Annotated in this window: 28 protein-coding genes and 1 tRNA gene; 25 read left to right on the top strand and 4 right to left on the bottom strand. The window is 30.5% G+C overall.

From position 1 onward, the window contains the following. Positions 1–165: 165 nt before the first annotated feature. Positions 166–1,425 carry an aldo/keto reductase gene (locus FF52_RS10385; RefSeq protein WP_157498573.1) on the bottom strand — a complete coding sequence of 420 codons (1,260 nt, stop codon included), beginning with the start codon at positions 1,423–1,425 and terminating at the stop codon, positions 166–168. A 10-nt stretch (positions 1,426–1,435) separates the two neighbouring features. On the opposite strand from FF52_RS10385, the gene FF52_RS10380 reads away from it, so the two are divergent. From FF52_RS10380 to FF52_RS10335, 10 genes are all read left to right on the top strand, one after another. After that, on the top strand, positions 1,436–3,652 hold the full coding sequence (locus FF52_RS10380; protein WP_008465240.1) for a peptidase domain-containing ABC transporter: 2,217 nt from the start codon (positions 1,436–1,438) through the stop codon (positions 3,650–3,652). Between the two features lie 4 nt (positions 3,653–3,656). After that, on the top strand, positions 3,657–4,928 hold the full coding sequence (locus FF52_RS10375) for an HlyD family secretion protein (protein WP_008465239.1): 1,272 nt from the start codon (positions 3,657–3,659) through the stop codon (positions 4,926–4,928). Between the two features lie 2 nt (positions 4,929–4,930). After that, positions 4,931–6,580 (top strand): hypothetical protein, encoded by a 1,650-nt coding sequence (locus tag FF52_RS23155; protein WP_008465238.1) that lies wholly within the window; start codon positions 4,931–4,933, stop codon positions 6,578–6,580. Further along, a complete protein-coding gene (locus FF52_RS10365; RefSeq protein ID WP_008465237.1) occupies positions 6,577–7,374 on the top strand; it encodes a tetratricopeptide repeat protein in 798 nt (265 codons plus the stop codon). The genes FF52_RS23155 and FF52_RS10365 overlap by 4 nt, the downstream gene beginning before the upstream one ends. After that, complete coding sequence (locus FF52_RS10360) at positions 7,371–8,285, top strand: DUF6734 family protein (protein ID WP_008465235.1); 915 nt, start codon at positions 7,371–7,373, stop codon at positions 8,283–8,285. Before FF52_RS10365 ends, FF52_RS10360 begins: the two co-directional genes overlap by 4 nt. Beyond that, positions 8,272–8,871 carry a hypothetical protein gene (locus FF52_RS10355; RefSeq protein ID WP_008465233.1) on the top strand — a complete coding sequence of 200 codons (600 nt, stop codon included), beginning with the start codon at positions 8,272–8,274 and terminating at the stop codon, positions 8,869–8,871. Before FF52_RS10360 ends, FF52_RS10355 begins: the two co-directional genes overlap by 14 nt. Before the next feature lie 54 nt (positions 8,872–8,925). Continuing rightward, positions 8,926–9,105: a hypothetical protein gene (locus FF52_RS10350; protein ID WP_035691350.1), complete on the top strand. Its 180-nt coding sequence runs from the start codon at positions 8,926–8,928 to the stop codon at positions 9,103–9,105. Positions 9,106–9,199: 94 nt separating this feature from the next. After that, positions 9,200–9,883, top strand: coding sequence for a methyltransferase domain-containing protein (locus FF52_RS10345; RefSeq protein WP_008465231.1), 684 nt, complete (start codon positions 9,200–9,202; stop codon positions 9,881–9,883). A 7-nt stretch (positions 9,884–9,890) separates the two neighbouring features. Further along, positions 9,891–10,892 (top strand): hypothetical protein, encoded by a 1,002-nt coding sequence (locus FF52_RS10340; protein ID WP_008465230.1) that lies wholly within the window; start codon positions 9,891–9,893, stop codon positions 10,890–10,892. Between the two features lie 31 nt (positions 10,893–10,923). Further along, the gene (locus tag FF52_RS10335) at positions 10,924–11,184 is read left to right on the top strand and encodes a hypothetical protein (protein ID WP_157498571.1); all 261 of its coding nucleotides are present in this window, start codon (positions 10,924–10,926) and stop codon (positions 11,182–11,184) included. A gap of 238 nt (positions 11,185–11,422) precedes the next feature. Here FF52_RS10335 and FF52_RS10330 read toward each other — a convergent pair whose 3' ends face one another. Continuing rightward, on the bottom strand, positions 11,423–12,685 hold the full coding sequence (locus FF52_RS10330) for a tyrosine-type recombinase/integrase (RefSeq protein ID WP_157498569.1): 1,263 nt from the start codon (positions 12,683–12,685) through the stop codon (positions 11,423–11,425). Positions 12,686–12,721: 36 nt separating this feature from the next. Here FF52_RS10330 and FF52_RS23630 point away from each other — a divergent pair. Both FF52_RS23630 and FF52_RS10325 read left to right on the top strand, forming a co-directional pair. After that, positions 12,722–12,833: transfer RNA gene (locus FF52_RS23630), tRNA-Met, on the top strand. Between the two features lie 161 nt (positions 12,834–12,994). Further along, positions 12,995–13,414, top strand: coding sequence for a very short patch repair endonuclease (locus tag FF52_RS10325; protein ID WP_008465225.1), 420 nt, complete (start codon positions 12,995–12,997; stop codon positions 13,412–13,414). Here the strand turns inward: FF52_RS10325 and FF52_RS10320 are convergent. After that, entirely contained in the window at positions 13,411–14,397 is a 987-nt protein-coding gene (locus FF52_RS10320) for a DNA cytosine methyltransferase (RefSeq protein WP_008465224.1), read from the bottom strand. The two genes, FF52_RS10325 and FF52_RS10320, sit on opposite strands and share 4 nt — an antisense overlap. 418 nt (positions 14,398–14,815) lie before the next feature. Between FF52_RS10320 and FF52_RS10315 the strand changes: the two genes are divergently transcribed. Continuing rightward, a complete protein-coding gene (locus FF52_RS10315) occupies positions 14,816–15,082 on the top strand; it encodes a hypothetical protein (protein ID WP_008465222.1) in 267 nt (88 codons plus the stop codon). A gap of 31 nt (positions 15,083–15,113) precedes the next feature. Here the strand turns inward: FF52_RS10315 and FF52_RS10310 are convergent, their stop codons facing one another. Further along, on the bottom strand, positions 15,114–15,704 hold the full coding sequence (locus tag FF52_RS10310) for a riboflavin synthase (protein ID WP_008465221.1): 591 nt from the start codon (positions 15,702–15,704) through the stop codon (positions 15,114–15,116). Between the two features lie 57 nt (positions 15,705–15,761). Between FF52_RS10310 and pdxA the strand changes: the two genes are divergently transcribed. The 12 genes from pdxA to FF52_RS10250 all read left to right on the top strand — a co-directional run bounded on the left by pdxA (position 15,762) and on the right by FF52_RS10250 (position 24,265). After that, on the top strand, positions 15,762–16,811 hold the full coding sequence (gene pdxA, locus FF52_RS10305; RefSeq protein WP_008465219.1) for a 4-hydroxythreonine-4-phosphate dehydrogenase PdxA: 1,050 nt from the start codon (positions 15,762–15,764) through the stop codon (positions 16,809–16,811). A gap of 105 nt (positions 16,812–16,916) precedes the next feature. Further along, complete coding sequence (locus tag FF52_RS10300) at positions 16,917–17,459, top strand: YceD family protein (protein WP_008465218.1); 543 nt, start codon at positions 16,917–16,919, stop codon at positions 17,457–17,459. A gap of 9 nt (positions 17,460–17,468) precedes the next feature. Beyond that, positions 17,469–17,663 carry a 50S ribosomal protein L32 gene (gene rpmF, locus FF52_RS10295; protein WP_008465217.1) on the top strand — a complete coding sequence of 65 codons (195 nt, stop codon included), beginning with the start codon at positions 17,469–17,471 and terminating at the stop codon, positions 17,661–17,663. 175 nt (positions 17,664–17,838) lie between these two features. Continuing rightward, the gene (locus FF52_RS10290) at positions 17,839–18,837 is read left to right on the top strand and encodes a beta-ketoacyl-ACP synthase III (protein ID WP_008465216.1); all 999 of its coding nucleotides are present in this window, start codon (positions 17,839–17,841) and stop codon (positions 18,835–18,837) included. Positions 18,838–18,860: 23 nt separating this feature from the next. Continuing rightward, positions 18,861–19,346 (top strand): acetyl-CoA carboxylase biotin carboxyl carrier protein, encoded by a 486-nt coding sequence (accB, locus tag FF52_RS10285; protein WP_008465215.1) that lies wholly within the window; start codon positions 18,861–18,863, stop codon positions 19,344–19,346. Positions 19,347–19,453: 107 nt separating this feature from the next. After that, on the top strand, positions 19,454–20,800 hold the full coding sequence (accC, locus tag FF52_RS10280) for an acetyl-CoA carboxylase biotin carboxylase subunit (RefSeq protein WP_008465214.1): 1,347 nt from the start codon (positions 19,454–19,456) through the stop codon (positions 20,798–20,800). 363 nt (positions 20,801–21,163) lie between these two features. Next, a complete protein-coding gene (locus tag FF52_RS10275) occupies positions 21,164–21,460 on the top strand; it encodes a hypothetical protein (protein ID WP_008465212.1) in 297 nt (98 codons plus the stop codon). A 75-nt stretch (positions 21,461–21,535) separates the two neighbouring features. Continuing rightward, positions 21,536–21,832: a hypothetical protein gene (locus FF52_RS10270; RefSeq protein ID WP_008465211.1), complete on the top strand. Its 297-nt coding sequence runs from the start codon at positions 21,536–21,538 to the stop codon at positions 21,830–21,832. A gap of 26 nt (positions 21,833–21,858) precedes the next feature. Further along, on the top strand, positions 21,859–22,149 hold the full coding sequence (locus tag FF52_RS10265) for a hypothetical protein (protein WP_008465209.1): 291 nt from the start codon (positions 21,859–21,861) through the stop codon (positions 22,147–22,149). A gap of 17 nt (positions 22,150–22,166) precedes the next feature. Further along, positions 22,167–22,460, top strand: coding sequence for a PepSY-like domain-containing protein (locus FF52_RS10260; protein ID WP_008465208.1), 294 nt, complete (start codon positions 22,167–22,169; stop codon positions 22,458–22,460). A 15-nt stretch (positions 22,461–22,475) separates the two neighbouring features. After that, positions 22,476–22,772 (top strand): hypothetical protein, encoded by a 297-nt coding sequence (locus FF52_RS10255; protein ID WP_008465206.1) that lies wholly within the window; start codon positions 22,476–22,478, stop codon positions 22,770–22,772. A 137-nt stretch (positions 22,773–22,909) separates the two neighbouring features. Next, positions 22,910–24,265, top strand: coding sequence for a sigma-54-dependent transcriptional regulator (locus tag FF52_RS10250; RefSeq protein ID WP_008465205.1), 1,356 nt, complete (start codon positions 22,910–22,912; stop codon positions 24,263–24,265). Positions 24,266–24,277 lie beyond the last annotated feature (12 nt).

Raw genomic sequence — 24,277 nt, 5'->3', positions numbered from 1 at the left:
GTTTTTTGTAAGATTAAAGAATTGAAATTCAATATTTAATGATTACAGATGATGATTTCTAAGTTTATTTATTTCGCCTTAAGTAACTTTAATTTTACATAATTAGCTCCAATAAATAGAGTAGTTTTTACAATTTATTTTATAGCATATAAGAATTGTACATTGCTATTGTAAAATTTCTGTAATCTCATCGATGTATTTTTTATTCCGTAGCCCCATTAAGACATGATCAATTCCGTTTTTAAGATAAAAATTGCACGCTAAAACTGGAAACTCTCTTTTATCATTGGAATCTAAAATTCCTTTGTGAACTAATTCTTGCTGTAAACTTTCAAGCCTTTTATTGTTAAATTCTTTGGAAAAAAGTACCCAATAATTGCGCAATTCTCGTAACATATTTATTGTTTCATAATTGTTTAATTCAATCTGAGAAAGAAACGGTATTAAATAGTTATTTATGGCTTTATCAATTGCTTCAGAATTTGCAATAATTTTTCTATTGTCAATAAAAAATTTTATCGGTAAAAATACATCCAATGGAGAATTTTCTCCTAAAATTTTTAGTTTTTCTGTAATTTTTATTAAGAAAGAATTGAAGAGATCTTCTTCCTTTTCATGTTCAATTAAACTTAAATCAGATTTATTATATACAAGCCTTAATACTTTTCCATCTAGGCTTGAATTAAGGGGTCTGTTAGACATTGTAATAATGTTTTTTTCTTTGGATAAGCTTATTAATGAATTTTTATTTATTAAAATGTTTGAGGCCTCTCTTTCTACAATGTTATATGGAAATTGTAAAATTTTAAAAGAAGGATAATTACTTTTTAATTCAAGTATTTTATGAATATCAATTCCTTTAGAATTAATAGTGGCTATGTTATTGGAGCTAATTCCATAATATCTTAATTTACCTTCTGTTACCAAACTTTCTAAAAATTCAAAAATTTCGAGTATGTCATTAATAATGTCTTTCTGATAATTATTTTCGATAGCAAAATAATGTTCTGGATTATGTATTAAAAAACAATCAATATAATCTGTGTTCAAATTTTTTAATGATTCGTAAAATTTAAATTTGATGAATTTTTTATCAAGTGAATAAAAAAAATGATTAGTAATTTTTATTAGTTTTTTAATATTTAGACCCTTTATTTTTTCTATATCATCACCTTGTATATACCCAGCTTTAGTTACAACAAAGACATTTTTTCTTTCAGAATCTTTAATGAAGTTTCCTATTAATTTTTCAGAATCTCCATTTTGATAGTTAGAAGCTGTGTCAATTAAATTTATACCTTTTTCTATTGCATAATTTAATGAATTTCTATGCTCTAAATCTTGAATAGACATTCTATAGGTGCCAATTCCAATTTTTGATAAATTTTTTAAGTTAACCATATTTTTGTATATATTTACTTCCAAAAATATTAAAATGTTTCTAATTAAAGAACGAAAATTCCCTTTTTATCGGCAATATGACAGAACCGATTGTGGTCCAACTTGTTTACGAATTCTGGCTAAATTTTATGGTAAGATTTATTCGTCTGATTATCTGAGAGATATATGCGGAATTACAACTGAAGGAGTGTCGGTGTTGGGAATAACAGATGCTGCTGAAATTCTTGGATTTAAAACTTTAGTTGCCACAGTTAATTTTGACACGCTTGAAAAGCAAGCACCTTTACCATGCATTGTACATTGGAGGCAGAGACATTTTGTTATAGTATATAAAATTAAGAATAACAAGGTATATGTATCCGATCCTGACCACGGCTTATTAATTTATGATAAAGAGAAATTTATAGAGGGTTGGCAAAATACTAGATATCTAAATAATTCAGATGAAGGTTTAATAATTTTGTTAGAAACTACTCCTGCGTTTTATGAGGGAAAAGAAGATGTAAAGAAAAAAGAAGGTTTCAAATCACTGATGCCTTACATCAAACCTTACAGGAAATATATTATTCAACTTTTTATAGGTTTGTTTATAGGCAGTATAATTCAAATAATATTTCCATTTCTTACCCAAGCAATAATTGATAAAGGAGTAAATTACAAAAATATCAATTTTGTTGTTTTAGTCTTAATTGCGCAATTAACACTTTTTCTCTCACAGTCCGTAATTAGCATTATAAGAAGTTGGCTTTTATTATACATCGGTGCAAGGATAAATTTAACAATAGCTTCTGAATTCATTATTAGATTAATGAAACTTCCCGTATCATTTTTTGATTCTAAAATTACAGGAGATATACTTCAAAGGGTTCAGGACTCTGAAAGATTGGAAAGATTTCTTACAACTTCCCCAAATACCTTTTTCTCGATGCTCAACATGATTATTTTCATGATTATTTTGTTAGGATATAATGTTACAATTTTTTTGGTTTTTTTAACTGGAGCAATTTTATACGTAGCCTGGATTAATTTTTTCATGAGGAAAAGAGCTGAACTTGATTATAGGAGGTTCGATGAATCCGCTGGAAATTCTAGCAGTTTGATTCAAATAGTAAATGGAATAAGGGAAATTAAAATTAATGGGTCAGAGAAGAAAAGAAGATGGGGTTGGGAAGAAATGAGAATTAAACTCTATAAAATATCTATTGAGTCTTTAAAATTATCTCAAATTCAATCGATTGGTGCAAATTCAATAAACGAAGTGAAAAATATATTTATTTCTTTTGTTGCAGCTTATTCTGTTATAAAAGGTGATATGACTTTGGGAATGATGGTCGCAGTTCAATATATAATAGGACAGCTTAATGCTCCCTTAATGACTTTATTTCAATTTTTCATTGATGCTCAAGATGCTAAAATAAGTCTTCAGAGGATGAACGAAATAAATGATATAAAAGATGAATATTCAGATTCAGAATTCCATAATGAGGTGCCTACGAATCATGATATCTACTTAAAAAATATATATTTTCAATACGGCGGGAAAAAATCAAAAATGATCTTGGAAAATATCAATTTGCATATTCCTCAAGGTAAAACAACAGCTATAGTTGGAGAAAGTGGTAGCGGAAAGACCACTTTGTTAAAAGTATTGTTGAAATTGTATCCTCCAACGGAAGGAGATATAACTGTAGGTAGAATAAATCTTAAAAATATAGATACAAAGAAATGGAGAGGCTCATGTGGTGTAGTGATGCAGGATGGTTATATTTTTACAGATACGATAGCAAGAAACATTACAGAATCTAATGCTGAAGGGGTGATTAACAAAAATGATTTAATGAATTCTGTCAAAATGGCAAACCTCGAAGAAATGATAGAATCTTTACCTTCTGGTTATAATACAAGAATAGGGCCTTCTGGAACAAGTGGTGTAAATTTGAGTGGTGGTCAAATGCAAAGAATGTTAATTGCTAGAGCAGTTTACAAAAATCCCAATTTTCTATTTTTTGACGAGGCAACAAGTGCTTTAGATGCAAATAATGAAAAAATAATAATGAATAATCTTAATACTTTTTTTGAAGGTAAAACTGCGCTGGTAATTGCTCATAGATTAAGCACTGTTAAAAATGCGGATAATATAATAGTCATGGAGAAAGGTAGGATAATAGAAGAAGGGAACCACCAAGAATTGGTTGAGAAACAGGGAGCCTATTTTAGACTGGTAAAAAATCAATTAGAGTTATCAAATTAAAAAAATGAAAAAGAAAATTGATTTATTAAGCGAGCAAAGCGAGTATTCAAAAGAGATATTGGAAAAAACGCCCTCTTGGATCATTTCATGGGGGAATTCTGTTTTTTTTATTATAATATTCATATTACTGTTATTGACATGGGTAATTAAATATCCCGATATTGTTGTTTCTGAAGTAGAAATTACATCGCAAAATCCTCCGATCAATATTGTTAGTAGAACTAGTGGAAAGCTAAAGGAATTATATTTTACCGATGGTCAGTTTATTAAAAAAGGTCAGTGGATTGCTGTTATAGAAAACTCTGCAAACACAGAGGATATGAAGGAAATTGATTCGCTACTTAATCTTCCATTTGAAGAATTGATAGTGAAAATTCCCGAGAAATTAGAGCTTGGAGAAAGCCAATTATATTTTAATAATTTAATTAAGTTCATAAGTCAATATAAATTTTATAAAACATATAACCCACAACTAGTCGGTATTAGTTCAAATAAAGAGAGAATTAATAAAGTAAATAACATTCAGTCAGATTATAATTATCAAAAAGAAATAGCTAAAAAAGAATATGAATTTAAAAAAAGGGATTATTTAAGATATTCGGAATTGTTTGAAAAGGGAGTGATTTCTAAAAGTGATTTTGAAAAAATGCAAATTGAGTTACTTCAGACAGAAAATAGGTATAAAAGTTTTAGTACGAATATATCTAATCTTGAAAGCGATAAGAGTTTAATTAAGAAAGATAATGCGGAGTTAATTTTAGAAAAGGAAAATCAAAATATTGATTATGTAACGAATATTAGTACTGCAGTTCAAGAATTAAAATCCCAAATTTTAAATTGGAAAAATAAATATTTATTTGAAGCGCCAGCTGATGGTAACATAAACTTTTTTGAGGTCTGGAAAATTAATCAGTTTGTAAAAAATGAACAAGTCCTCTTTACTTTAGTCCAGTCAGAAAAAGGAAGCTATTTTGCTCGAGGTAAAATGGCTACTGTTGGCTCCGGTAAAGTAAAGAAAGGTCAAAAAGTAATAATCAAATTAGCAAATTATCCATCCGAAGAATATGGTTATTTGCAAGGAAAAATTAATAAAATTACAACTGTAACAAATTCTAATTACTACTTTATAAACATTTCGTTAGACAATGGATTAATAACTAATCAGAATAAAAAAATTAAGCCAAACAATTTAGTAGGTCAAGCAGAAATAATAACAGCGGATTTAAAATTAATTGAGCGATTTGTATACATTTTGACTAAAGATTTAAAACAGTAATTATGGATTTTTTTTATGATGATTTTGATGCATGCCTGGATAAAACTATTGACTCACTCAAGCTTTTACTTTACAGAAGGCATAATGATATTTTTGAAAGATTAGATTTCGACAATCAAGAAATTTATCAGGACCCTCTTCTTTTTGCTTACGTAACTCAAAAGGATAATAAGTGGTTAGATTGCCTTATCTATGGTTATGAGAAAATTGCTAAGGAAAAAATAGCTGTATTTACAAATAAAGAGGGAATAATTTATATTTCTAAAATAGGGTATTTTAAAACCGATGTTTTGGACAGTGAATTAACATTAGTAAATATAGAGGATAAATTCACGCTAATAGATAGTGACAATAATAAGATCAATTACGATTTCGAGCCAATTTTTTATTTGGAAGAACAAATTGAATTAGTAAAAACGATTCATCCACTTCAGGAATGTATGTTTGTAAATAATGAGGGAAAAATTGTAAATGTTGAAACAAACAATCTTTTTACCAAACATATTGATCATTTTAATAATGCTCTGGATATAATAAAAAAATATTATTTTGATTATTTTAAATTATTAAAAAAGAATGTGAAAAAAGTTATGATGTATTGTGGGGAGCCATATTCTTTTGCTTCCATTCAATGTCATAATATGATTTTTTTAAACGTCAATAATGAAGATGATGAAATATTTTTTTTGGATCACATTTTACACGAAGGCTCTCATGTTGTTTTTAATACTTTGACGTATGATACAAAATTAGATTTATTCACTATTCCATTTAAAAGCCCTATTTCAGATTTTACAAAAAATCCACAAGATCATGGAGAAGTCTACGGTCGATTCCATGGAATGTTCACGCAGTCAAATATTAATATTTGTTTTGAAAACTGTATAAAAAATAATGTCTTTAATGAAAGGCAACTTCATGAATTACTAGGACGATTTTCTAGCAACATGAAAAGGTTTAATGCCTCGGTTGAGAAATTCAATTTGCCACATCTTTATAAGTCAGAAGGACTAAAATGGTATACTTTTTTTTCTTCAAGATGTGACGAATTGACAGAAAGAAACCGCAAGACAATTTATTCTTTAGATGTATCAAATCAGCCGTATGTTTTTTCTTATAAAATATTTAATAAAACAAACTTAATGAAATTGAGCATTTTAATTTTTTTTCTGTTGTCATTGAACATTAATGCTCAAGAAATAAAAGAATCATATCCTCAACGGGTGGGTGATATTAATTTTGATCCTTTAATTGATGATCAAAGTTTTAAAATATGTGATGAAAAGCAAACAGCGCAATATTATAATTTTTCTAAAGGATTTCAATATAAAGGAGAAAAATACGAAATTATTAAAATATTCAAAGAAAAATATCACCCCGGGATGATTGGAGATAAAGAAGGAGGCACAGGATATATAACAATACGGTTTTTAGTGAACTGCGAAGGGAAAACCGGTTTGTTTAGAGTTCAAGAAATGAACTTAAATTATTTGCCTGCAAAGTTTGATGAGAGTATTAAAAGTCAATTATTAGAAATAACTAAATCTCTTGATGGCTGGTTAGTTGGAGAATATGATGGGAAAAATTTCGATTATTATCAGTACTTGACTTTTAAATTGGATAATTATAAACTCCTTGAAATTTTACCATGAGAATCTTAAAAGTAATTTTAATACTATTTCCGACCATAATTTTTTGCCAGCCAAATTGCAATGCATTTAAAGATTCCATTTGTAAAAAAGCGTGCGAAATTGCAGTAAATGCCGAACAGTATCAAGGCCATAAATTCTCTCAGATGGATTTTGATAAAGCAATTGAAATGTGTCCAAACTTTGATTATGCTTATAGAGAAAAGTCTGTTCCTTATTTAAAAAGGGGAGATTTTATTACGTGGAAAAAAATAATTGATAAAGCTGTTGATGTTAATCCTAGTGATAATTTAGGTTATAGAGGGTGGTGTAAGTATCAGTTTCTGCGAGATTACCAAGGAGCGTTGACAGACCTAGAAGCTCTTGAGAAAATTAACAAAGACAATATTGGATATTCACAGAACGGGGATTATCATTTGAAAATAGTTATTGCACTATGCTATAAATCACTTGGAAAAAAAGAGAAAGCGATTAATTTAATTAAAGAACAGTTGTCTGTTAAAGATTACACACCTCAAAATTATGATTATCTGCATTTAGGAATTCTGTATTATGAAACTGGTAATATTAAAGAAGCTATTAAAAGTTTAAAAAAAGAAATTACATTAAATGATTATTTAGCTGAGACATACTATTATTTAGCACTAGCCTATAAAAAGGAAAAAAAAACAAGCTTAAGTAAAGAGAATCTTCTAAAGGCTAAAGATTTTTACAACAAAGGGTTTAGTATGAAAGATAATTATACCAATCCTCTTGATAAAATATACCTTAAACAAATAGAAAATTTATTAAAATGAATAATTATAAAATAGTACAAAGCTTTTGGACTAAGCCTTTCTTGCACTCAATAGAAAAAAAGAAAGCAAAAGGCGGATCTTGGCTAAATAATGAAATGTTTTTAATTTCAAATTGCTTAAGTGTCTTGAAACTTAAAGAGTTTTATTCAAATGTTGAACTTGTAACAGATGATCTGGGCGCTAAAATTTTAATTGACGATTTAGAATTACCTTATGATAAAGTTAATACCAGTTTAAACGAGATTGATAATTATAGACCCGAGCTATGGGCGGTCGGTAAGATAAAAGCGTATGAAATTCAAGACGAACCTTTTTTACATATTGACAACGATATTTTTATATGGAAAGAATTTGAAAAAGACTTGCTATCTAAATCTTTAATTTGTCAGAACTTCGAGAATAATGTAGAATATTATGCATTAGTTACTGAGGAGATTGAAAAAAATAATTTCACGTTACCATTAGAGATGAAAAATTATGTAAAATCTAAAGCAACCTTAAATAATTTTGAAGGTATTAATGCTGGAATAATTGGAGGGTGCGACATTGATTTTTTTAAAATGTATACAAAAAAAGCTTTTGAGATTATTGATAAAAATTATGATAAATTAGATTTACTTCCTCACTTAACACCATTTAATGTTTTTTTTGAGCAAGCGTTATTTTATAGTTTGTCAATAGAAAAAAACATGCCTATCGAGCCGTATATGTCAATGCCTATTAGTAAAAGCTTCGCCGAACTAGTAAAAATACACGATGTTCCAAGAACTAGTTATATACATCCTGTCTCAACATGGAAAAAATCATTAAACATGAACGAGTTTATATATATGACATTTAAAGAAAATTATCCTGAATATTACGAAAAAGTAAAAAGAACACTTAGAGATAACCATTATGAATTATTTTAAAGAAACGAAAGCAGTTTTAGAAAGAGATTACAAGATTGATGCGGAAAATTTTGACAGAACAGAATTATTGAAAGCTATATCGGAAATTAACGCTGAGGTTTTATTTACGAAGTTTGAAATGGATGATTATATATACAACTATCATTTAAATATCGATTACGATAATTTATATAATAACAGGCTTAAAAATTATCTTATTATACAACAGCATAATAAAGAAAATAGAGTGCAAATTCTTGATTGTGAGTTTAAAATTAATGATCAGGGCCTGCTTTTTTATATTGATACGGTAGATAAAAAAGTAATATATGATACTTTCCAGACTACTCATGATATGGATAAGTTGGTAGTATCTTATATTAGTTATTCATTTAAAAAAGAATGGGGATACTTTAATTTTATTTTAAGTAATTACGATTTGATATTGGTTGATTTGGTGAAAAATAAATCGAATTTTTATGGATATCAGTTACGAGATTCTTTAAAGGAAATAGTTCCTCATGAAAATGATGATGAAATTAATGATTTTACCATTGATTTATTGGTTAACTACACATTAAGAAGTAATGCATTAAATATTTGTTAATTAAAAAAATAAGTATTTACTTTATCAAATTATTAATTTAATACGAAATAGTGTATGTTAGATTTGAAAAATTTTCAAGCAGCAGTTAAAGAAGGACAGAAGTTGTCTTTGGAGCAATTTAAAAGTATTGCACTTCAAGAACAAGATCAAGTTGATTTGGAGAAATTAACTGGGGGGATTTTAGGTGCTTGTCACTGGGAAAGAATTCCTGGAGGTTATCAATATAGCTGGTAATATTCCAGCTGATAACTAAATTGTATTAATAGGGAAGTTGATTCAAACTTTCCTATTTTTTATTTAACTAATAAAAAAAAATAATTCAATAGAGATGATGAATGCTGATTGGAATTTTTCAGGTGAAATTGTTGAAAAATTCGACAACCATATTTTAAAATCTGTTCCTATGTATAAGGAGGGACATGATTTGGTTTGTCGCCTTTCCGATTTTTTTCTTTCAAATGATTCGGTGTGTTATGAGATAGGGTGCAGTACAGGTTCGCTTACATTGCAATTAGCTGAACACAACAGAAAAAAGAATATAAAGTTTATAGGAGTAGAAATCGAACAAGACATGGTTGATTTTGCTAATAAAAAGGTTTTAGAATACAATGAAATCGATATCATATGTGATAATATTCTAAGTATGAATCTTGACAAAGCTGATATGATAGTTTCATACTATACAATTCAATTTATTAAACCTAGAGAGAGGCAACTGATTTTTGATAAAATATATGAGTCACTTAATTGGGGAGGAGCATTTGTTCTATTTGAAAAAGTTCGTGGACCGGATGCTAGGTTTCAAGATATTTTTACAGCTTTATATAATGACTACAAATTAGAACAAGGTTTTTCTAAGGAAGATATTTTTGATAAGACACGGAGTTTAAAAGGAGTTTTGGAACCTTTTTCTACTCAAGGCAATTTGGATTTACTCCAGAGAGCTGGATTTAAAGATGTTGTCAGCATTATGAAATATGTTTGTTTCGAAGGTTTTTTAGCAATTAAGTAAATTTTTTATGGTATTTAATACAGATTTTGTAATAATTGGTGGTGTTAAAATTTACATTAAAGATGTAGATTCGTATTTAGCTGAATCATTTTTACTCCTTTATAACAGTAATAAAAGTAATGAAAATAAACTTTTAAATTTAAGCAGATATAATGGTGAAAGACAGCAATATGTTGATAAACTTCTTGAAGCATATTTAGAGAATTTTAATAATATTAATGAAATTCTAGCAGTATTAAAAGATACAGTTAGTGTTGATAATATCTTAAAGTTAAATTTGAATAGAAATGATAATTATCAAATAACATTAAAAGATTTTTGGTACCTAAAGAGAGATTGGTGTTATTTAAAAGAAGGGGAAGAGCAGATTGAAATCATTGTTAATTCTATAAAAGAAGAGCTTAGTAATTATAAATTTCAAAATTCTTTGTTTTTAGGTTGTGGAGCAGGTAGATTAGTTGTCGAATTTTGTGATATTTTTGATAAAATATATTCTACAGATAAATCTTTTTCCATGATATGGCATATAAATAAGTTGCTAAATAATGTTAGCTATGACTTTTATAATCCTAATCCAAAGAATGTCTTTAAAATAGAAGATGTTGCAAGAAAATATACTGCTGCAATAGACATTGAAAATAGAAAAAAAATAGCTGATAAAATTGATTTTTTTGTTTCTGATGTATTAGACTTGCCATTTAATAATTATTCTTTAAATACTATATTTTCAATCTACTTTACCGATGTAATTGCTCTCAAGCTTTGGTTTCCTAAGATTAATAGTATTTTAAAATCAAAAGGATTATTTATTCATTTTGGACCTTTAGATTACTTCTTTTCTGATGAGACGGAAATGTTAACGGCTGAAGAATTTAGATCGTTTTTTGAAACGAATAATTATAAAACAATAGTTGATAAAATAATTGAAACTCCACATTTAAAAGATGATAGTTCGATTTCATATCAAATTTATAAAAATTGGTTTTTCATTGCAGAGAAACAACTTTGAAAATATGAGGAGGAGTAAATATAAAAATTATATGAAAATACTTGCGATTATGGATTCTATTTGTAGTTTTGTACCTATTAATAACTTAAAAAATATAACTATGTTAGATTTGAAAAATTTAAAAAATGTTGTTAAAGACAACCAAAAAATGTCTCTTGAGCAATTTAAAAGCATTGCAATTAACGAACAAGATCAAATGGATTTAGAAAAATTAACAGGGGGAATTCTAGGAGCTTGTCATTATACAACTTCACCTTACACTCCAGATTATATTAGATTCCGTGTGAATTAGTATTATCTTAAAAAGAAGGATAGCACAAAATTTTTTTCTAAAATTGAAAAATTATTTTTGTGCTATTTTTTTTGGTTTATTTTTTAACTAAACATAGCCAAAATATGACATTTCCAAATATGATATTTATTAAAGACCGTTGAAAAAAAGTTTCTATCCCTATTTGATTAATGAATTAAACCCGTAGGATCTAACTAGATTGAATGGTTTAAAAGTAATGAAGTGTTGTGTTTTTTAATTAAAAAATAATGTCATCAATCATTTTGTCTAAAGTATTGCTTGGAAGTGTATTTAAATAGGACATCGTAGATTTAATATCTTTGTGGCCTAAGGCTTCCTTGATAATATCTATTGAGATATTGTTGAATTTTAAGATAGTTGCAAAAGAATGCCTTGCACAGTAATAAGTGATTTTCTTTTGAATACGTAAATCAGTAATAATTCTTTTAAGAGGTGTATTTATGTAAATTTTCAAATATTTTTCTTTCCTATTATTTATATAAATTTCGGAGTTTTGATTATTATGAATAATATTGAACAGATAAAGTGAGTTTCCTGGCGAAGTATACTCCTCGATTTTACGTTTCCAATATTCGTTTATTTTAAAATTTACAATTACCCCAGTTTTACTCCTTTTATATGTAATTGTTTCTTTATATAGATCTGTTTTTTTTAATTGTATTAGGTCAATGAAATTGATTCCTCGGCCATAAAAACTTAGTAAAAACATATCTCGAGCTACGATGTCTTTTTTTTCTAACAGTTTTACTTTTTTCAATGACTCAAGTTCTTCTTCAGTTAAATATTCCTTCTTACCACTTTCCTTAATTTTTGACACTTTAAATTTATTAAACGGATACATTGTTACAGGGATAATTTCACGTTTAATAGCCTTATTAAAAACAGCCCTTAAAGTGCGGATTCTTATACCAATGGTACTTTGGCTATTATTATTGCCATTTAAAAAAGATTGATATTTATAAATCGCATCAACGGATAAATCTCTAAAAGTGATTTCGGTTTTTCCAAAAAAACGTTGAATCGATTTTAGGGTTTCCTTTTCAATATTTGAGGTTGATAATTTTCCTGCATTTTTAATTTCTTCGATTAAACTTTCGTGAAAAGTAGTATAGCTTAATGATTTCTGTTTTCCAGAATCTTTTTTGAATTTGGTTATAATATCTTGCAAGGTGAATGGTGTTTCATCAGCTTCAAATTCATAAATAATAGTATTAATCCGACCCGAATATTTTTCAATCAGGTCATTAATTTGCTTGTATTCTTTGTGTGATTTTTTGAGACGTTCTGTTTCAAATGACCAATCTTCATATTTGCATTTCTTCCTGATCGATAAACTTGTATTTATCCTGTCCTTAATTAATACAAGATTAATAAAGTACTCGCCTTTTGCATTTGGTGTTGCTTTTAATGTAAATTTGTATGATACCATAATTGAAAAGAGTTGTAATTTTTGACGAGCATTTGACGAACAAATGTACAATTAAAATAAGAAATAATGATTTATTAGTGTTTTTAAAAATCTTAATTGGTTGATTTACAGTTATAATAATCAAAACATAAATTATAATAAAAGAAAAGGAATCTGACTCATAATCAGGTGGTCCCTGGTTCGAGCCCAGGTGGGACCACTTATTTAGAAAATAGAAAGCCTTTACAGAAATGTAGAGGCTTTTTTTGTTTTTTGGCGCTTTTGAGATGTGAAAATTGAAATTTTTGACACTTAATAATTAAATTCCTGTTTCTGTAAAATCCCTTAACTTTATCCATCCAAAACAAATTTAATCTTCTGATGGATAGATTAACTCCCGAACAGAGGAGGAAAACTATGCAGGCTATAAAGAGTACTGCTACAAAGAGCGAAGTAAGGCTTGCAAAAGCATTATGGAAATTGGGCTACAGATATCGAAAGAACAATAAAAAGATATTTGGAAGGCCTGATCTTACTTTTGCCAAATATAAAATCGCCATTTTTGTGGATAGTGAATTTTTTCACGGAAAAGATTGGAAAACTGAACAGTTAAGAATTAAAACGAATAGAGAGTATTGGATTCCGAAAATTGAAAGAAATATACAGCGAGATGAAGAAGTCAATTCTTCTCTAATTGATAAAAATTGGACTGTTCTTAGGTTTTGGAGTAAGGATATTGAGAAAAATCTCGAAGTCTGTGTGGCAAAAATTGAAGGAACGATTATGCTTTTGAGTATTTAAACCTTTTCTGCTTTGAGTTTCTTGGCTTCGATTTTTTCAATGCATTTGAATATTTCTGAAGCTAGTCTTTCTATAACGGGCATACTTACCGAATTTCCTGCTTGTTTGTAAAGGCTCGAATTAGAAATTTTGGGTAATTTATAGCTGTCAGGAAAACCTTGAAAACGAAAACACTCTCTTGGAGTTAATTTTCTAAAACCGAATTCTGTTGTAATAATGGGAACGTTGTGTCCTCCAGTTCCCATATTAGCAGTTAGAGTAGGGCAGACTTCTTTTTTGTTTTCTCGTACGTAATGTCTTCTGAACTGATAAATTCTATCTTCTCTTACAACCGCTTCTTTGAGCGTGTTATACATGTATTTGTCTTCTGTATAATAGAATTTTTTATCAACTTTTTCTTTTATGATTAAATCGGTAACTTTTTGGGTTAATTCTTCTTTTTCAGGAAAATTAAATTTAAAACCTTTTTTAACGAAATCCTTATCAAACGCGATCATGAAAATTCGTTCGCGGTTATGCGGAATGTTTCCAAAATCTTTAGTATTTAAGATGGCGCTGTCAAAAGTGTAATTGCGTTTTTTGATTTCGCGCTGAATTACTTTCATGGTATTTCCTTTGTCGTGTCCTTTAAGATTTTTGACATTTTCGAGAAATACTACTTTAGGTCTCATTTCATCAATAAAATCTAATATTTTGAAAAAATGATTTCCTCTGCTGTCTTTAAAGCCTTTTCTGTGACCCGCAAGAGAAAAAGGCTGGCAAGGAAAGCCGGCAGTAAGAATATCTATTTTGTTGAGTTTTTTTACATCAAGCTGCATTACGTCGCCTTCAATAAGTTTATGCTCGAAATTGTTTCGATAAGTGACACAGGCTTTCTTGTCAAATTCATTTGCCCATTCTAATTTGAAACCTGCATTTTCAAAGCCCAAACAAATACCGCCCACGCCTGCATATAAACTTCCGACTGTATATTTGTTTTTCATTTTGATTACGATTGAGATGCGTCTGAATTGGATTGTACAAATATATTAATTTGACAATATTCTTATTCTAGAAGGAATGAACTTGAACTGTTTTTTTAGACGTGAGTTTGATTTAGAAATTTTTTCGAAGAGAAGTCTTTTTTTTGAAATCAGTAAATTCTTATAAGCCTGTGGTTCTTGTGAATAGTAATAAAAAGAATTGATTGTCTTCTAGAACGTTTTCTGAAAAGGATTAGCGGAATTGGAAAAAGTAAATGTTAAAATTTGTTTCTCCTTTTTTAATTTAAAAGTTGCTTTTCTACAAAAAACTTATACTTTTGTTCAAGATTTTAGAGATAGAATTTTACTTGTAAGCAATTTCTGTCAAAAAATATTTGTGAATAATTATTAGACTTGCTGTTTGTAATAGCCTGAAAGTATGAAAAATCTAAAAGCCCCATTTTTAGTAATTGCCTTATTGTTGTTGTTAAACGTTTCAGTAGTCTTAGCAAACAATAATCCTCTTCCAGCACCAACACAGAGAACGCAATCTGTAAACGCAGATGCGGAAGATGATTGTGATGGAGCTCCTTGTAATCCTTCAGATTTTCCAATTGATCAGAATATTACTTTTCTGCTCGTAGGTGGCTTAGCTCTAGGAGCTGTAGTGGTATATAAAAACCAAATAAAAAAAGCTTCAATTTAATTGAAGCTTTTTTATGAAAAATAATTAGGTTTTATTTGTTAATCGAATAAAGTCTAGAAATATATTTTCCGACTACATCAAATTCAAGGTTGATTTTTGTTCCAACTTTGAAATCTTTAAAATTAGTGTTTTCATATGTGTACGGAATAATTGAAACGCTAAATTCATTTGTTTTAGAATTTACAACTGTAAGGCTAACACCATTTACTGTAATCGAACCTTTTTCGATTGTGATATTGTTTTGAGTTTTGTCGTACTCAAAAGTATAATTCCAGCTTCCGTTTGCTTCTTCAATTTTAATGCAAGTTCCAGTTTGGTCTACGTGTCCTTGTACAATATGCCCGTCAAGACGATCCCCGAGTTTCATTCCTCTTTCTAAATTAACGATATCGCCAACCTGCCAATCGCCGATATTGGTTTTTAAAATAGTTTCGTCAATCGCAGTTACTGTATATAGAGAATCTTTAATGGCTACAACTGTAAGGCATATTCCGTTGTGCGAAACGCTCTGATCTATTTTTAATTCGTGAGTTATGGATGAATCAACTGTTATATGAAGATTGCTTTGGTCTTTTTTGATTTCGTGAACTTTGCCGAGTGTTTCTATAATTCCTGTGAACATTGTGGTTTTATTTTACTAAATTTGCACATCAAAATTAGTAATAAATAAACTGAGCTCATGAATAAAAAAGCAGAAAATATAATTGTTGGAATTTCAGTTGGAGATTTAAACGGTATTGGAAGCGAAGTTATACTGAAAACATTCGAAGATTCTCGTATGTTAGAATTGTGTACGCCGGTTATTTTTGCAAATGCTAAAATTCTTTCTTTCGTTAGAAAAAGCTTTACATCTACAGTTCAGTTTCACGGAGTTGATAAATTGGATCAGATTATACCAGGAAAGGTAAATGTTTTGAATCTTTGGAGAGAAGGGGTTGATATTAACTTTGGAGTCAATGATCCAAAAATAGGAGAATATGCTATAAAATCTTTTACAGCTGGGACAAAAGCGTTGAAAGAAGGTGAGATAGATGTTTTGGTAACAGCTCCGATTAATAAATACAATATACAGTCTGAAGATTTTAAATTTCCTGGACATACGGATTATCTAAATCAAGAATTAGAAGGAGATGCTTTAATGATGATGGTGCAGGATAATTTAAGGGTAGGTTTAATTACAGATCACGTGCCTTTAAACGAAGTGGCTTCTCATTTGACTGAGGAGCTAATTACTAAAAAAATTGAAACTATTAGAAAATCTCTAGTTCAGGATTTTAGTGTAGTGAAGCCAAAAATTGCAGTTTTAGGATTGAATCCGCATGCTGGTGATGGTGGTGTAATTGGGAAAGAAGATGATTTGATTTTAAAACCAGTTCTGAAAAAAATATTCGATTCAGGGACAATGGTTTTTGGTCCATTTCCTGCAGATGGTTTTTTTGGAAGCTCTCAATATGAAAAATACGATGCTATTGTGGCAATGTATCACGATCAAGGATTAATTCCGTTTAAGACGCTTTCTTTTGGGAAAGGAGTGAATTATACAGCAGGTTTAAATAAAGTAAGAACCTCTCCAGATCACGGCACAGCTTATGATATAGCGGGGAAAGACATGGCAGATTACAATTCGTTTAAAGAAGCAGTCTATCTTGCAATCGATATTTTTCGCTCGCGTAATCAGTATGAGGAGATTAGCCAAAAACCTCTTAAAATAAAAGAAAAACAGTTATAAACAAAAAAAGGTCAATAAGATTATTAGATTTATAATAATTTTATATCTTTGCACCCCAATTCAGATATCTAGTTTTAGAATTGAATTGATCAAATTGATGTTGAAATGAGCAAAACAAAAGAATTTTTAATTCCTTTCGTAGGATTAAAACTAGGAAAACACCATTTTGAGTATCAAATAAATAACACGTTCTTTAAGGACTTTGAGTACGATGAGTTTCAAAGTTCAGATATTAAAGTCAATTTACTTTTCGAAAAGAAAAGTAATATGTTAGAGTTAGAATTCAAACATAAAGGGACCGTAAATGTCCCTTGTGATCTGACAGGCGAAGATTTTGATTTACCTATAAAGGGAAAAATGAAACTGATTGTTCGCTTTGGAGAAGAATTTAATGATGATAATGAAGAGTTGTTGATTTTACCACATGGTGAACATGAAATAGATATAGCACAATATATTTATGAAATGATCGCGCTTTCTGTTCCGCAGAAAAGAGTTCATCCAGGTGTTAAAGATGGGAGTCTGCAAACAGAAGCTTTAACAAAACTGAATGAATTAAGTGTAAAAGAACAAAAGGAAGAGAGTAACAAAGAAGAAGATATTGACCCGCGTTGGGAAAAATTAAAGAAACTATTAACGGATAAATAATATAGTAAAATGGCACATCCTAAGAGAAAAACCTCGAAAACAAGAAGAGATAAGAGAAGAACACATTACAAAGCTACTGTAGCTCAAATCGCTACATGTCCTATTACAGGTGAGGCACATTTATACCACAGAGCTTACTGGCATGAAGGTAAAATGTACTACAGAGGGCAAGTTGTTATCGATAAATCTGAAGCGGTTGCTTAATACGTTTTTGTAAATTATACTAGAACTCTCACATAGTGAGAGTTTTTTTTGTTGGTTATAATTTTCGTTTTTTAGGAAAATATAGACAAATTCGTTACGTTTTTTTTTGTAATTTTCAAGCCTTTTAAAAATTTTTCAAATTAATGATAATTTGAAAGGAAAATAATAGAATATAATGAATACAATCACAGCCGCAATTACCGCTGTTGGAGCTTATGTTCCTGACTTCGTTCTTTCGAACCAAGTGCTAGAAACAATGGTTGATACCAATGATGAGTGGATTACCGCTCGAACAGGAATTAAAGAAAGAAGAATTCTTAAAGATGCTGATAAAGGTACATCTTATCTTGCCATTCAAGCAGCAAAGGATTTAATTGCAAAAGCAAATATAGATCCGCTTGAGATTGATATGATTATAATGGCAACTGCAACACCAGATATGATGGTGGCTTCTACAGGAGTTTATGTTGCGACAGAAATTGGAGCTACAAATGCGTTTTCATACGATTTGCAGGCTGCATGTTCAAGCTTTTTATACGGAATGTCGACAGCTGCAGCTTATGTTCAGTCTGGACGTTACAAAAAAGTGCTTTTAATTGGTGCCGATAAAATGTCATCAATTGTAGACTATACAGACAGAGCAACTTGTATTATTTTTGGAGATGGAGCTGGTGCAGTTCTTTTCGAACCAAATTATGAAGGTTTAGGTTTGCAGGATGAGTATTTAAGAAGTGATGGTGTTGGAAGAGATTTCCTTAAAATCCCAGCAGGAGGTTCTTTGATTCCGCCTTCAGAAGAAACTATAAAAAATAGACAGCACAATATTATGCAAGACGGTAAAACTGTTTTCAAATATGCTGTGACTAATATGGCCGATGCCAGCGAATTGATTTTACAAAGAAATAATTTGACAAATCAAGACGTTGATTGGTTGGTGCCACACCAAGCAAACAAACGTATTATCGATGCTACAGCAGGAAGATTAGAATTAGACGAGTCTAAAGTGCTGGTAAACATCGAGAGATATGGTAATACTACTTCTGGAACTTTACCATTAGTATTAGCTGACTTTGAAGATAAGCTTAAAAAAGGAGATAATGTTATCTTTGCCGCTTTTGGTGGTGGATTCACTTGGGGATCTATCTATTTGAAATGGGCTTACGATAAAAAATAAATTAAAACTAAAAACGAATCATTATGGATTTAAAAGAAATTCAAAACCTAATTAAATTTGTTGCAAATTCGGGCGTTGCAGAAGTGAAGTTAGAAATGGATGATGTAAAAATCACGATCAGAACAACTTTAGAAACAAATGTAACTGAAGCAACTTACGTACAGCAATTACCTGCTCAAGCAGCTTTACCTCAAGCGGCAGTTCCGCAAGTTACAGCTCCAACAGTTGTAAGTGTAACTCCAGAGAAACCTGCTTCTGACGATTCTAAATATGTTACTATAAAATCTCCAATCATTGGAACATTCTATAGAAAACCATCTCCAGACAAACCAGTTTTCACAGAAGTTGGAAGCACTGTATCTAAAGGTGATGTTCTTTGCGTAATTGAAGCAATGAAATTATTCAACGAAATTGAATCTGAAGTTTCTGGTAAAATTGTAAAAATTCTTGTAGACGATATGTCTCCAGTTGAATTTGACCAACCTTTATTCTTAGTAGATCCATCATAAATAAATTTAGATTTTAGATTTTAGATTTTAGATTGATCTGGCAGAATTAATACAGACATCTAAAATTATCTAATTATCAAATTGTCTAATTATCTAATTAAAATAAGATGTTTAAAAAAATATTAATTGCGAATAGAGGAGAAATTGCACTTCGTGTAATTCGTACATGTAAGGAAATGGGAATCAAAACTGTTGCAGTTTACTCTACAGCCGATGCAGAAAGTTTGCATGTTAAATTTGCAGACGAAGCGGTTTGTATAGGCCCTCCTCCGAGTAACTTATCGTATTTGAAAATGTCAAATATTATTGCAGCTGCAGAAATTACAAACGCAGATGCAATTCATCCAGGTTATGGATTTCTTTCTGAGAATGCTAAATTCTCTAAAATCTGTCAAGAGCACGGAATTAAGTTTATCGGTGCTGCTCCAGAAATGATCGACCGAATGGGAGATAAAGCTACTGCAAAAGAGACAATGAAAGCTGCAGGAGTTCCTTGTGTACCAGGTTCAGATGGTTTATTAGAATCATACGAACATGCAAAAAAAGTAGCTAAAGAAATTGGCTACCCAGTAATGATGAAAGCTACTGCTGGTGGTGGTGGAAAAGGTATGCGTGCCATCTGGAAAGAAGAAGACCTTCAGAAAGCATGGGAAAGCGCACGTCAAGAAGCTGCTGCAGCGTTTGGAAATGACGGAATGTACATGGAAAAACTTATTGAAGAGCCACGTCATATCGAAATTCAAGTTGTTGGAGATGCATACGGAAAAGCATGTCATCTTTCTGAAAGAGACTGTTCTGTACAGCGTCGTCACCAAAAACTTACTGAAGAAACCCCTTCACCTTTCATGACAGACGAACTTCGTACAAGAATGGGAGAAGCTGCTGTAAAAGCTGCTGAATTCATTAAATATGAAGGAGCTGGAACTGTAGAATTTTTAGTGGATAAACACAGAAACTTCTACTTTATGGAAATGAATACTCGTATTCAGGTGGAGCATCCAATCACAGAACAAGTTATTGATTATGATTTGATCCGTGAGCAGATTATGGTTGCTGCTGGAATTCCGATTTCTGGTAAAAACTACCTTCCACAATTACACGCTATTGAAGTTCGTATTAATGCTGAAGATCCTTATAACGATTTTCGTCCTTCACCAGGAAAAATTACTACGCTTCATATGCCAGGAGGACACGGAGTGCGTTTAGATACTCACGTATACTCAGGATATAGCATTCCGCCAAACTATGATTCTATGATTGCTAAGTTAATTACAACTGCACAATCTCGTGAAGAAGCTATTAGCAAAATGCGAAGAGCTTTGGATGAGTTCGTAATCGAAGGCGTGAAAACTACAATCCCTTTCCACAGACAATTAATGGATGATCCAAAATATATTGCAGGAGATTATACAACTGCATTTATGGATACATTTAAAATGAATAGTCCAGAATAATTATAAAGGCTTCCAAATTTGGAAGCCTTTTTCTTTATAAGCCATTATATAATCCAATATTCAAATTCCAAATTCCAATATTGGAACCTAAACTTTAAATTAAGAGCATAAAACTTCATCATAAACTTTGGAATTTGGAATTTACAAAAATTGGAATTTCTTTCAAGGTTACACTTTAAGTGTTTACTTATTACACACCTTTTTCTCTTTTACACACCTTTTTAATTTTCTCATTTTTTGCTATATTTGATCTAAAGCCTTTAAACACAGGTTTTTATGGTATTTGGCACGGCTCTTTTCTTTTACGGCATAATAATTTCATTACTTAAAGCGTAAACAACTATTAATTTAAATATATACGTTATGAAAAAATTATTTTTATCAGCCGCAATTGTTTTAGGAAGTTTAACGTCATTCGCTTCAACTACACAAGCACCCAATACAATCGTAAAAACGATTTCTATTGAAGACGAATACACAGAAATCAAATTAGAAGAATTACCAGCTGCTATTACAGAAGCTTTGAAAAAAGCATATCCAGAAGCAGTAATTACTAAAGCATACAAAAACGAAAAAGCACAGTATAAACTTGATGTGACTGTTGGCGACAAAGTTGGAAATCTTTTCGCAAATGCAGACGGAACTTGGATTAAACAATAATCTTAAAATGAGGTCTTGTGAAAATCCGGATCAAGAATACTAAGATCAAATTAACTATATTAAAAAACAACTATCATGAAAAATTTATTTTTATCAGCCGCAATCGTTTTGGGAGGTTTAACATCATTTGCTTCAACTTCGCCAATTTCAAATTCAATCGTAAAAACAATCTCTATCCAAGATGATTATACAGAAATCAAATTGGAAGAAGTTCCAACCGCTGTAACAGACGCTTTGAAAAAAGCATATCCAGACGCTGTGCTTTCTAAAGCATTTAAAAACACAAAATCTGAATACAAACTTGAAGTAACTGTTGGAGATAAAACAGGAAATCTTTTTGCTAATGCAGACGGAACTTGGATTAAAAAATAATAAAGTCTAACCCTTAAACTATAACTATGAAAAAGTTAATCTTATCGGCAGCAATTGTCTTAGGCAGTTTGTCGATGCATGCAGAAACCACTGCTGTAACTAACCCAATAGTACAGACAGTTAATGATCAGGATGGATATAAAGAAGTAGACGGAGTTCCGGCAGCTGTTAAGAAAGGCTTAGATGAAGCTTATCCTGGTGTAGTGCTTGAAAAAGCTTGGGTAAATGATAAAAAGGAGTACAAAATTGAGATAACCGTTCGAGGTGAAAAATCGATCGTTTATACAGATGCTTCTGGTAACATTCTTAAAAAATAATTTAAACCACAAATATTATGAAAAAGTTAGTTTTATCAGCAGCGATTGTTTTAGGAAGTCTTTCAGTAAATGCTGCAGTTCTTCCAGCAATCTCAATTACTCAATCAGTAATTTTTCAAGATGCATATACTGAGGTGGCTGCAGACCAAGTGCCGGCAGCAGTAAAATCTACAGTTGAAAAATCGTTTCCAAACACTAAGCTGGAAAAAGCTTATAAAAACGATAAGAACGAGTACAAACTTGAAATTTCAAGTGGAGATAAGAAGTATACTATTTTTACAGATGCTTCTGGTAATATCATCAAGAAATAATTAAAAATCAGCATCATGAAAAAATTAATCTTATCCGCAATAGTTGTTTTAGGAATAATGTCAATTCATGCAAATGTATTGCCTGCTTCTAAAGTTACTAAAGCAACTGTAACCATTCAGTCAGAATATACAGAAGTTACAGTAGATGCTGTGCCTGCAGCTGTAAAAACAGCCTTGCAGACCGCTTATCCGGGTGCAAAACTGGAAAAAGCATTTGTAAACGAAAAAAAAGAGTACAAGCTCGAAATATCAGTTGGAGACCAGAAGGCTACTGTTTATTCAGATGTCAATGGTAACTGGTTGAAAATATAATTAGGTGAATTTAGATTTATGTTTTTGGTGAAAAAGAGATTGCGTCGTGCAATCTCTTTTTTTTTTACATATTTTACATAATTTTATGAAATAACAAGTATAATAATATTATTTTAGCAAAAAGTCCCTAAAAGCAGATGCCGAAGATATTAATAATAGAAGATGATATTGCGTTTTGTAAATTATTAGAAAAATTTCTAATCAAAAAAGCGTACGATGTAACGATAGCGTTCTCTGCCTCAGAAGCACGTGAAGCAGTTAAAAATGAATCCTTTGATTTGATTTTGACAGACCTTCGCTTGCCTGATTCTGATGGTATTGGATTGATGTCTGAATTTAAAAATTCGCATCCTCATATTCCGGTTATTTTGATGACAGGTTATTCTGATGTAAACACTGCAGTTAAAGCCATTAAAAATGGAGCGGCAGATTATATTTCTAAGCCGTTTAATCCAGATGAAGTTCTTTTGGTTATTACCAATGCATTGCAAGCTCCAAAAGCTGAAGAAGAACAATCTGAAATTCCAGAGAAAAAGAAAAAAGGATCTAAAAAGCCAGTTTCAACAGAAAATGAATTTGTTAGAGGAATTTCTGTTGCTTCAAAAAAACTTCTGGATCATATTCAATTGGTTAGTCCAACCGATATGTCTGTTTTGATTATTGGTGAAAGTGGAACAGGAAAGGAAATCATAGCAAAAAGCATTCACCAGCAAAGCAGAAGAAAAGACAATAATTTTATTGCGGTAGACTGTGGAGCTATTCCAAAAGAATTGGCAGCGAGCGAATTTTTCGGTCACTTGAAAGGTTCTTTTACAGGAGCAATCAATGATAAAAAAGGATATTTTGAAGCGGCTAATGGCGGAACTTTGTTCTTGGACGAAATTGGAAATCTTTCATACGAGAATCAAATTCAATTGTTGAGGGCGCTTCAGGAAAGAAAAATTAAACCCGTTGGCAGCAATAAAGAAATAAACGTCGATATACGCATTATTACGGCGACCAATGAAGATTTGCGTGAAGCAGTAAAAAACGGCGATTTTAGAGAAGATTTATACCATAGAATCAATGAATTTTCTATTCAGTCACCATCTTTAAAAGACCGTGGAGAAGATTTAATGGTTTTTGCCGATTATTTCCTTGAAAAAGCCAATCAGCAGTTAGATAAAGATGTTATCGGATTTTCTCCAGAAGTAGTTTCTATTTTTCAAAATTACAACTGGCCAGGAAATTTACGAGAATTGCAAAATTGCGTAAAACGTGCCACTCTTTTAACCCGTGGAGATTTTATAGAAAGCGATGTGCTTCCGGCAGAGTTTTTTCAGATTCAAAAACAACCTTCATCAAATGAGGTTTTTTCATTATCTGAAAACGAAAAAGAAACTATTATTCATGCGTTATCAAAAACACAAAATAATAAATCGGAAGCGGCGAAATTGCTTAAAATTACCAGAAAGACACTTTACAATAAATTGAAACAGTACAATATTGAGTAAAAAATTACTTTA

This window comes from Flavobacterium sp. F52 (assembly GCF_000278705.1).
GTDB classification, from domain to species: domain Bacteria; phylum Bacteroidota; class Bacteroidia; order Flavobacteriales; family Flavobacteriaceae; genus Flavobacterium; species Flavobacterium anhuiense.
This window is presented reverse-complemented; position numbering and strand designations above follow the sequence as displayed.

Bases quoted from the DNA above. Each gene is read 5' to 3' on its own strand.
- FF52_RS10310 (WP_008465221.1), bottom strand. From the start codon at position 15,704: ATGTTCACAGGAATTATAGAAACACTCGGCAAAGTTCACGAAATCAAA.
- FF52_RS10315 (WP_008465222.1), top strand. From the start codon at position 14,816: ATGAAAAATCTAAAAGCCCCATTTTTAGTAATTGCCTTATTGTTGTTG.
- FF52_RS10250 (WP_008465205.1), top strand. From the start codon at position 22,910: ATGCCGAAGATATTAATAATAGAAGATGATATTGCGTTTTGTAAATTA.
- FF52_RS10270 (WP_008465211.1), top strand. From the start codon at position 21,536: ATGAAAAATTTATTTTTATCAGCCGCAATCGTTTTGGGAGGTTTAACA.
- FF52_RS10275 (WP_008465212.1), top strand. From the start codon at position 21,164: ATGAAAAAATTATTTTTATCAGCCGCAATTGTTTTAGGAAGTTTAACG.
- FF52_RS10300 (WP_008465218.1), top strand. From the start codon at position 16,917: ATGAGCAAAACAAAAGAATTTTTAATTCCTTTCGTAGGATTAAAACTA.
- FF52_RS10360 (WP_008465235.1), top strand. From the start codon at position 7,371: ATGAATAATTATAAAATAGTACAAAGCTTTTGGACTAAGCCTTTCTTG.
- FF52_RS10290 (WP_008465216.1), top strand. From the start codon at position 17,839: ATGAATACAATCACAGCCGCAATTACCGCTGTTGGAGCTTATGTTCCT.
- FF52_RS10380 (WP_008465240.1), top strand. From the start codon at position 1,436: ATGTTTCTAATTAAAGAACGAAAATTCCCTTTTTATCGGCAATATGAC.
- accB (WP_008465215.1), top strand. From the start codon at position 18,861: ATGGATTTAAAAGAAATTCAAAACCTAATTAAATTTGTTGCAAATTCG.
- pdxA (WP_008465219.1), top strand. From the start codon at position 15,762: ATGAATAAAAAAGCAGAAAATATAATTGTTGGAATTTCAGTTGGAGAT.
- FF52_RS10340 (WP_008465230.1), top strand. From the start codon at position 9,891: ATGGTATTTAATACAGATTTTGTAATAATTGGTGGTGTTAAAATTTAC.
- FF52_RS10350 (WP_035691350.1), top strand. From the start codon at position 8,926: ATGTTAGATTTGAAAAATTTTCAAGCAGCAGTTAAAGAAGGACAGAAG.
- FF52_RS10260 (WP_008465208.1), top strand. From the start codon at position 22,167: ATGAAAAAGTTAGTTTTATCAGCAGCGATTGTTTTAGGAAGTCTTTCA.
- FF52_RS10375 (WP_008465239.1), top strand. From the start codon at position 3,657: ATGAAAAAGAAAATTGATTTATTAAGCGAGCAAAGCGAGTATTCAAAA.
- FF52_RS10355 (WP_008465233.1), top strand. From the start codon at position 8,272: ATGAATTATTTTAAAGAAACGAAAGCAGTTTTAGAAAGAGATTACAAG.
- accC (WP_008465214.1), top strand. From the start codon at position 19,454: ATGTTTAAAAAAATATTAATTGCGAATAGAGGAGAAATTGCACTTCGT.
- FF52_RS10365 (WP_008465237.1), top strand. From the start codon at position 6,577: ATGAGAATCTTAAAAGTAATTTTAATACTATTTCCGACCATAATTTTT.
- FF52_RS10345 (WP_008465231.1), top strand. From the start codon at position 9,200: ATGATGAATGCTGATTGGAATTTTTCAGGTGAAATTGTTGAAAAATTC.
- FF52_RS10325 (WP_008465225.1), top strand. From the start codon at position 12,995: ATGGATAGATTAACTCCCGAACAGAGGAGGAAAACTATGCAGGCTATA.
- rpmF (WP_008465217.1), top strand. From the start codon at position 17,469: ATGGCACATCCTAAGAGAAAAACCTCGAAAACAAGAAGAGATAAGAGA.
- FF52_RS23155 (WP_008465238.1), top strand. From the start codon at position 4,931: ATGGATTTTTTTTATGATGATTTTGATGCATGCCTGGATAAAACTATT.
- FF52_RS10255 (WP_008465206.1), top strand. From the start codon at position 22,476: ATGAAAAAATTAATCTTATCCGCAATAGTTGTTTTAGGAATAATGTCA.
- FF52_RS10320 (WP_008465224.1), bottom strand. From the start codon at position 14,397: ATGAAAAACAAATATACAGTCGGAAGTTTATATGCAGGCGTGGGCGGT.
- FF52_RS10335 (WP_157498571.1), top strand. From the start codon at position 10,924: ATGAAAATACTTGCGATTATGGATTCTATTTGTAGTTTTGTACCTATT.
- FF52_RS10265 (WP_008465209.1), top strand. From the start codon at position 21,859: ATGAAAAAGTTAATCTTATCGGCAGCAATTGTCTTAGGCAGTTTGTCG.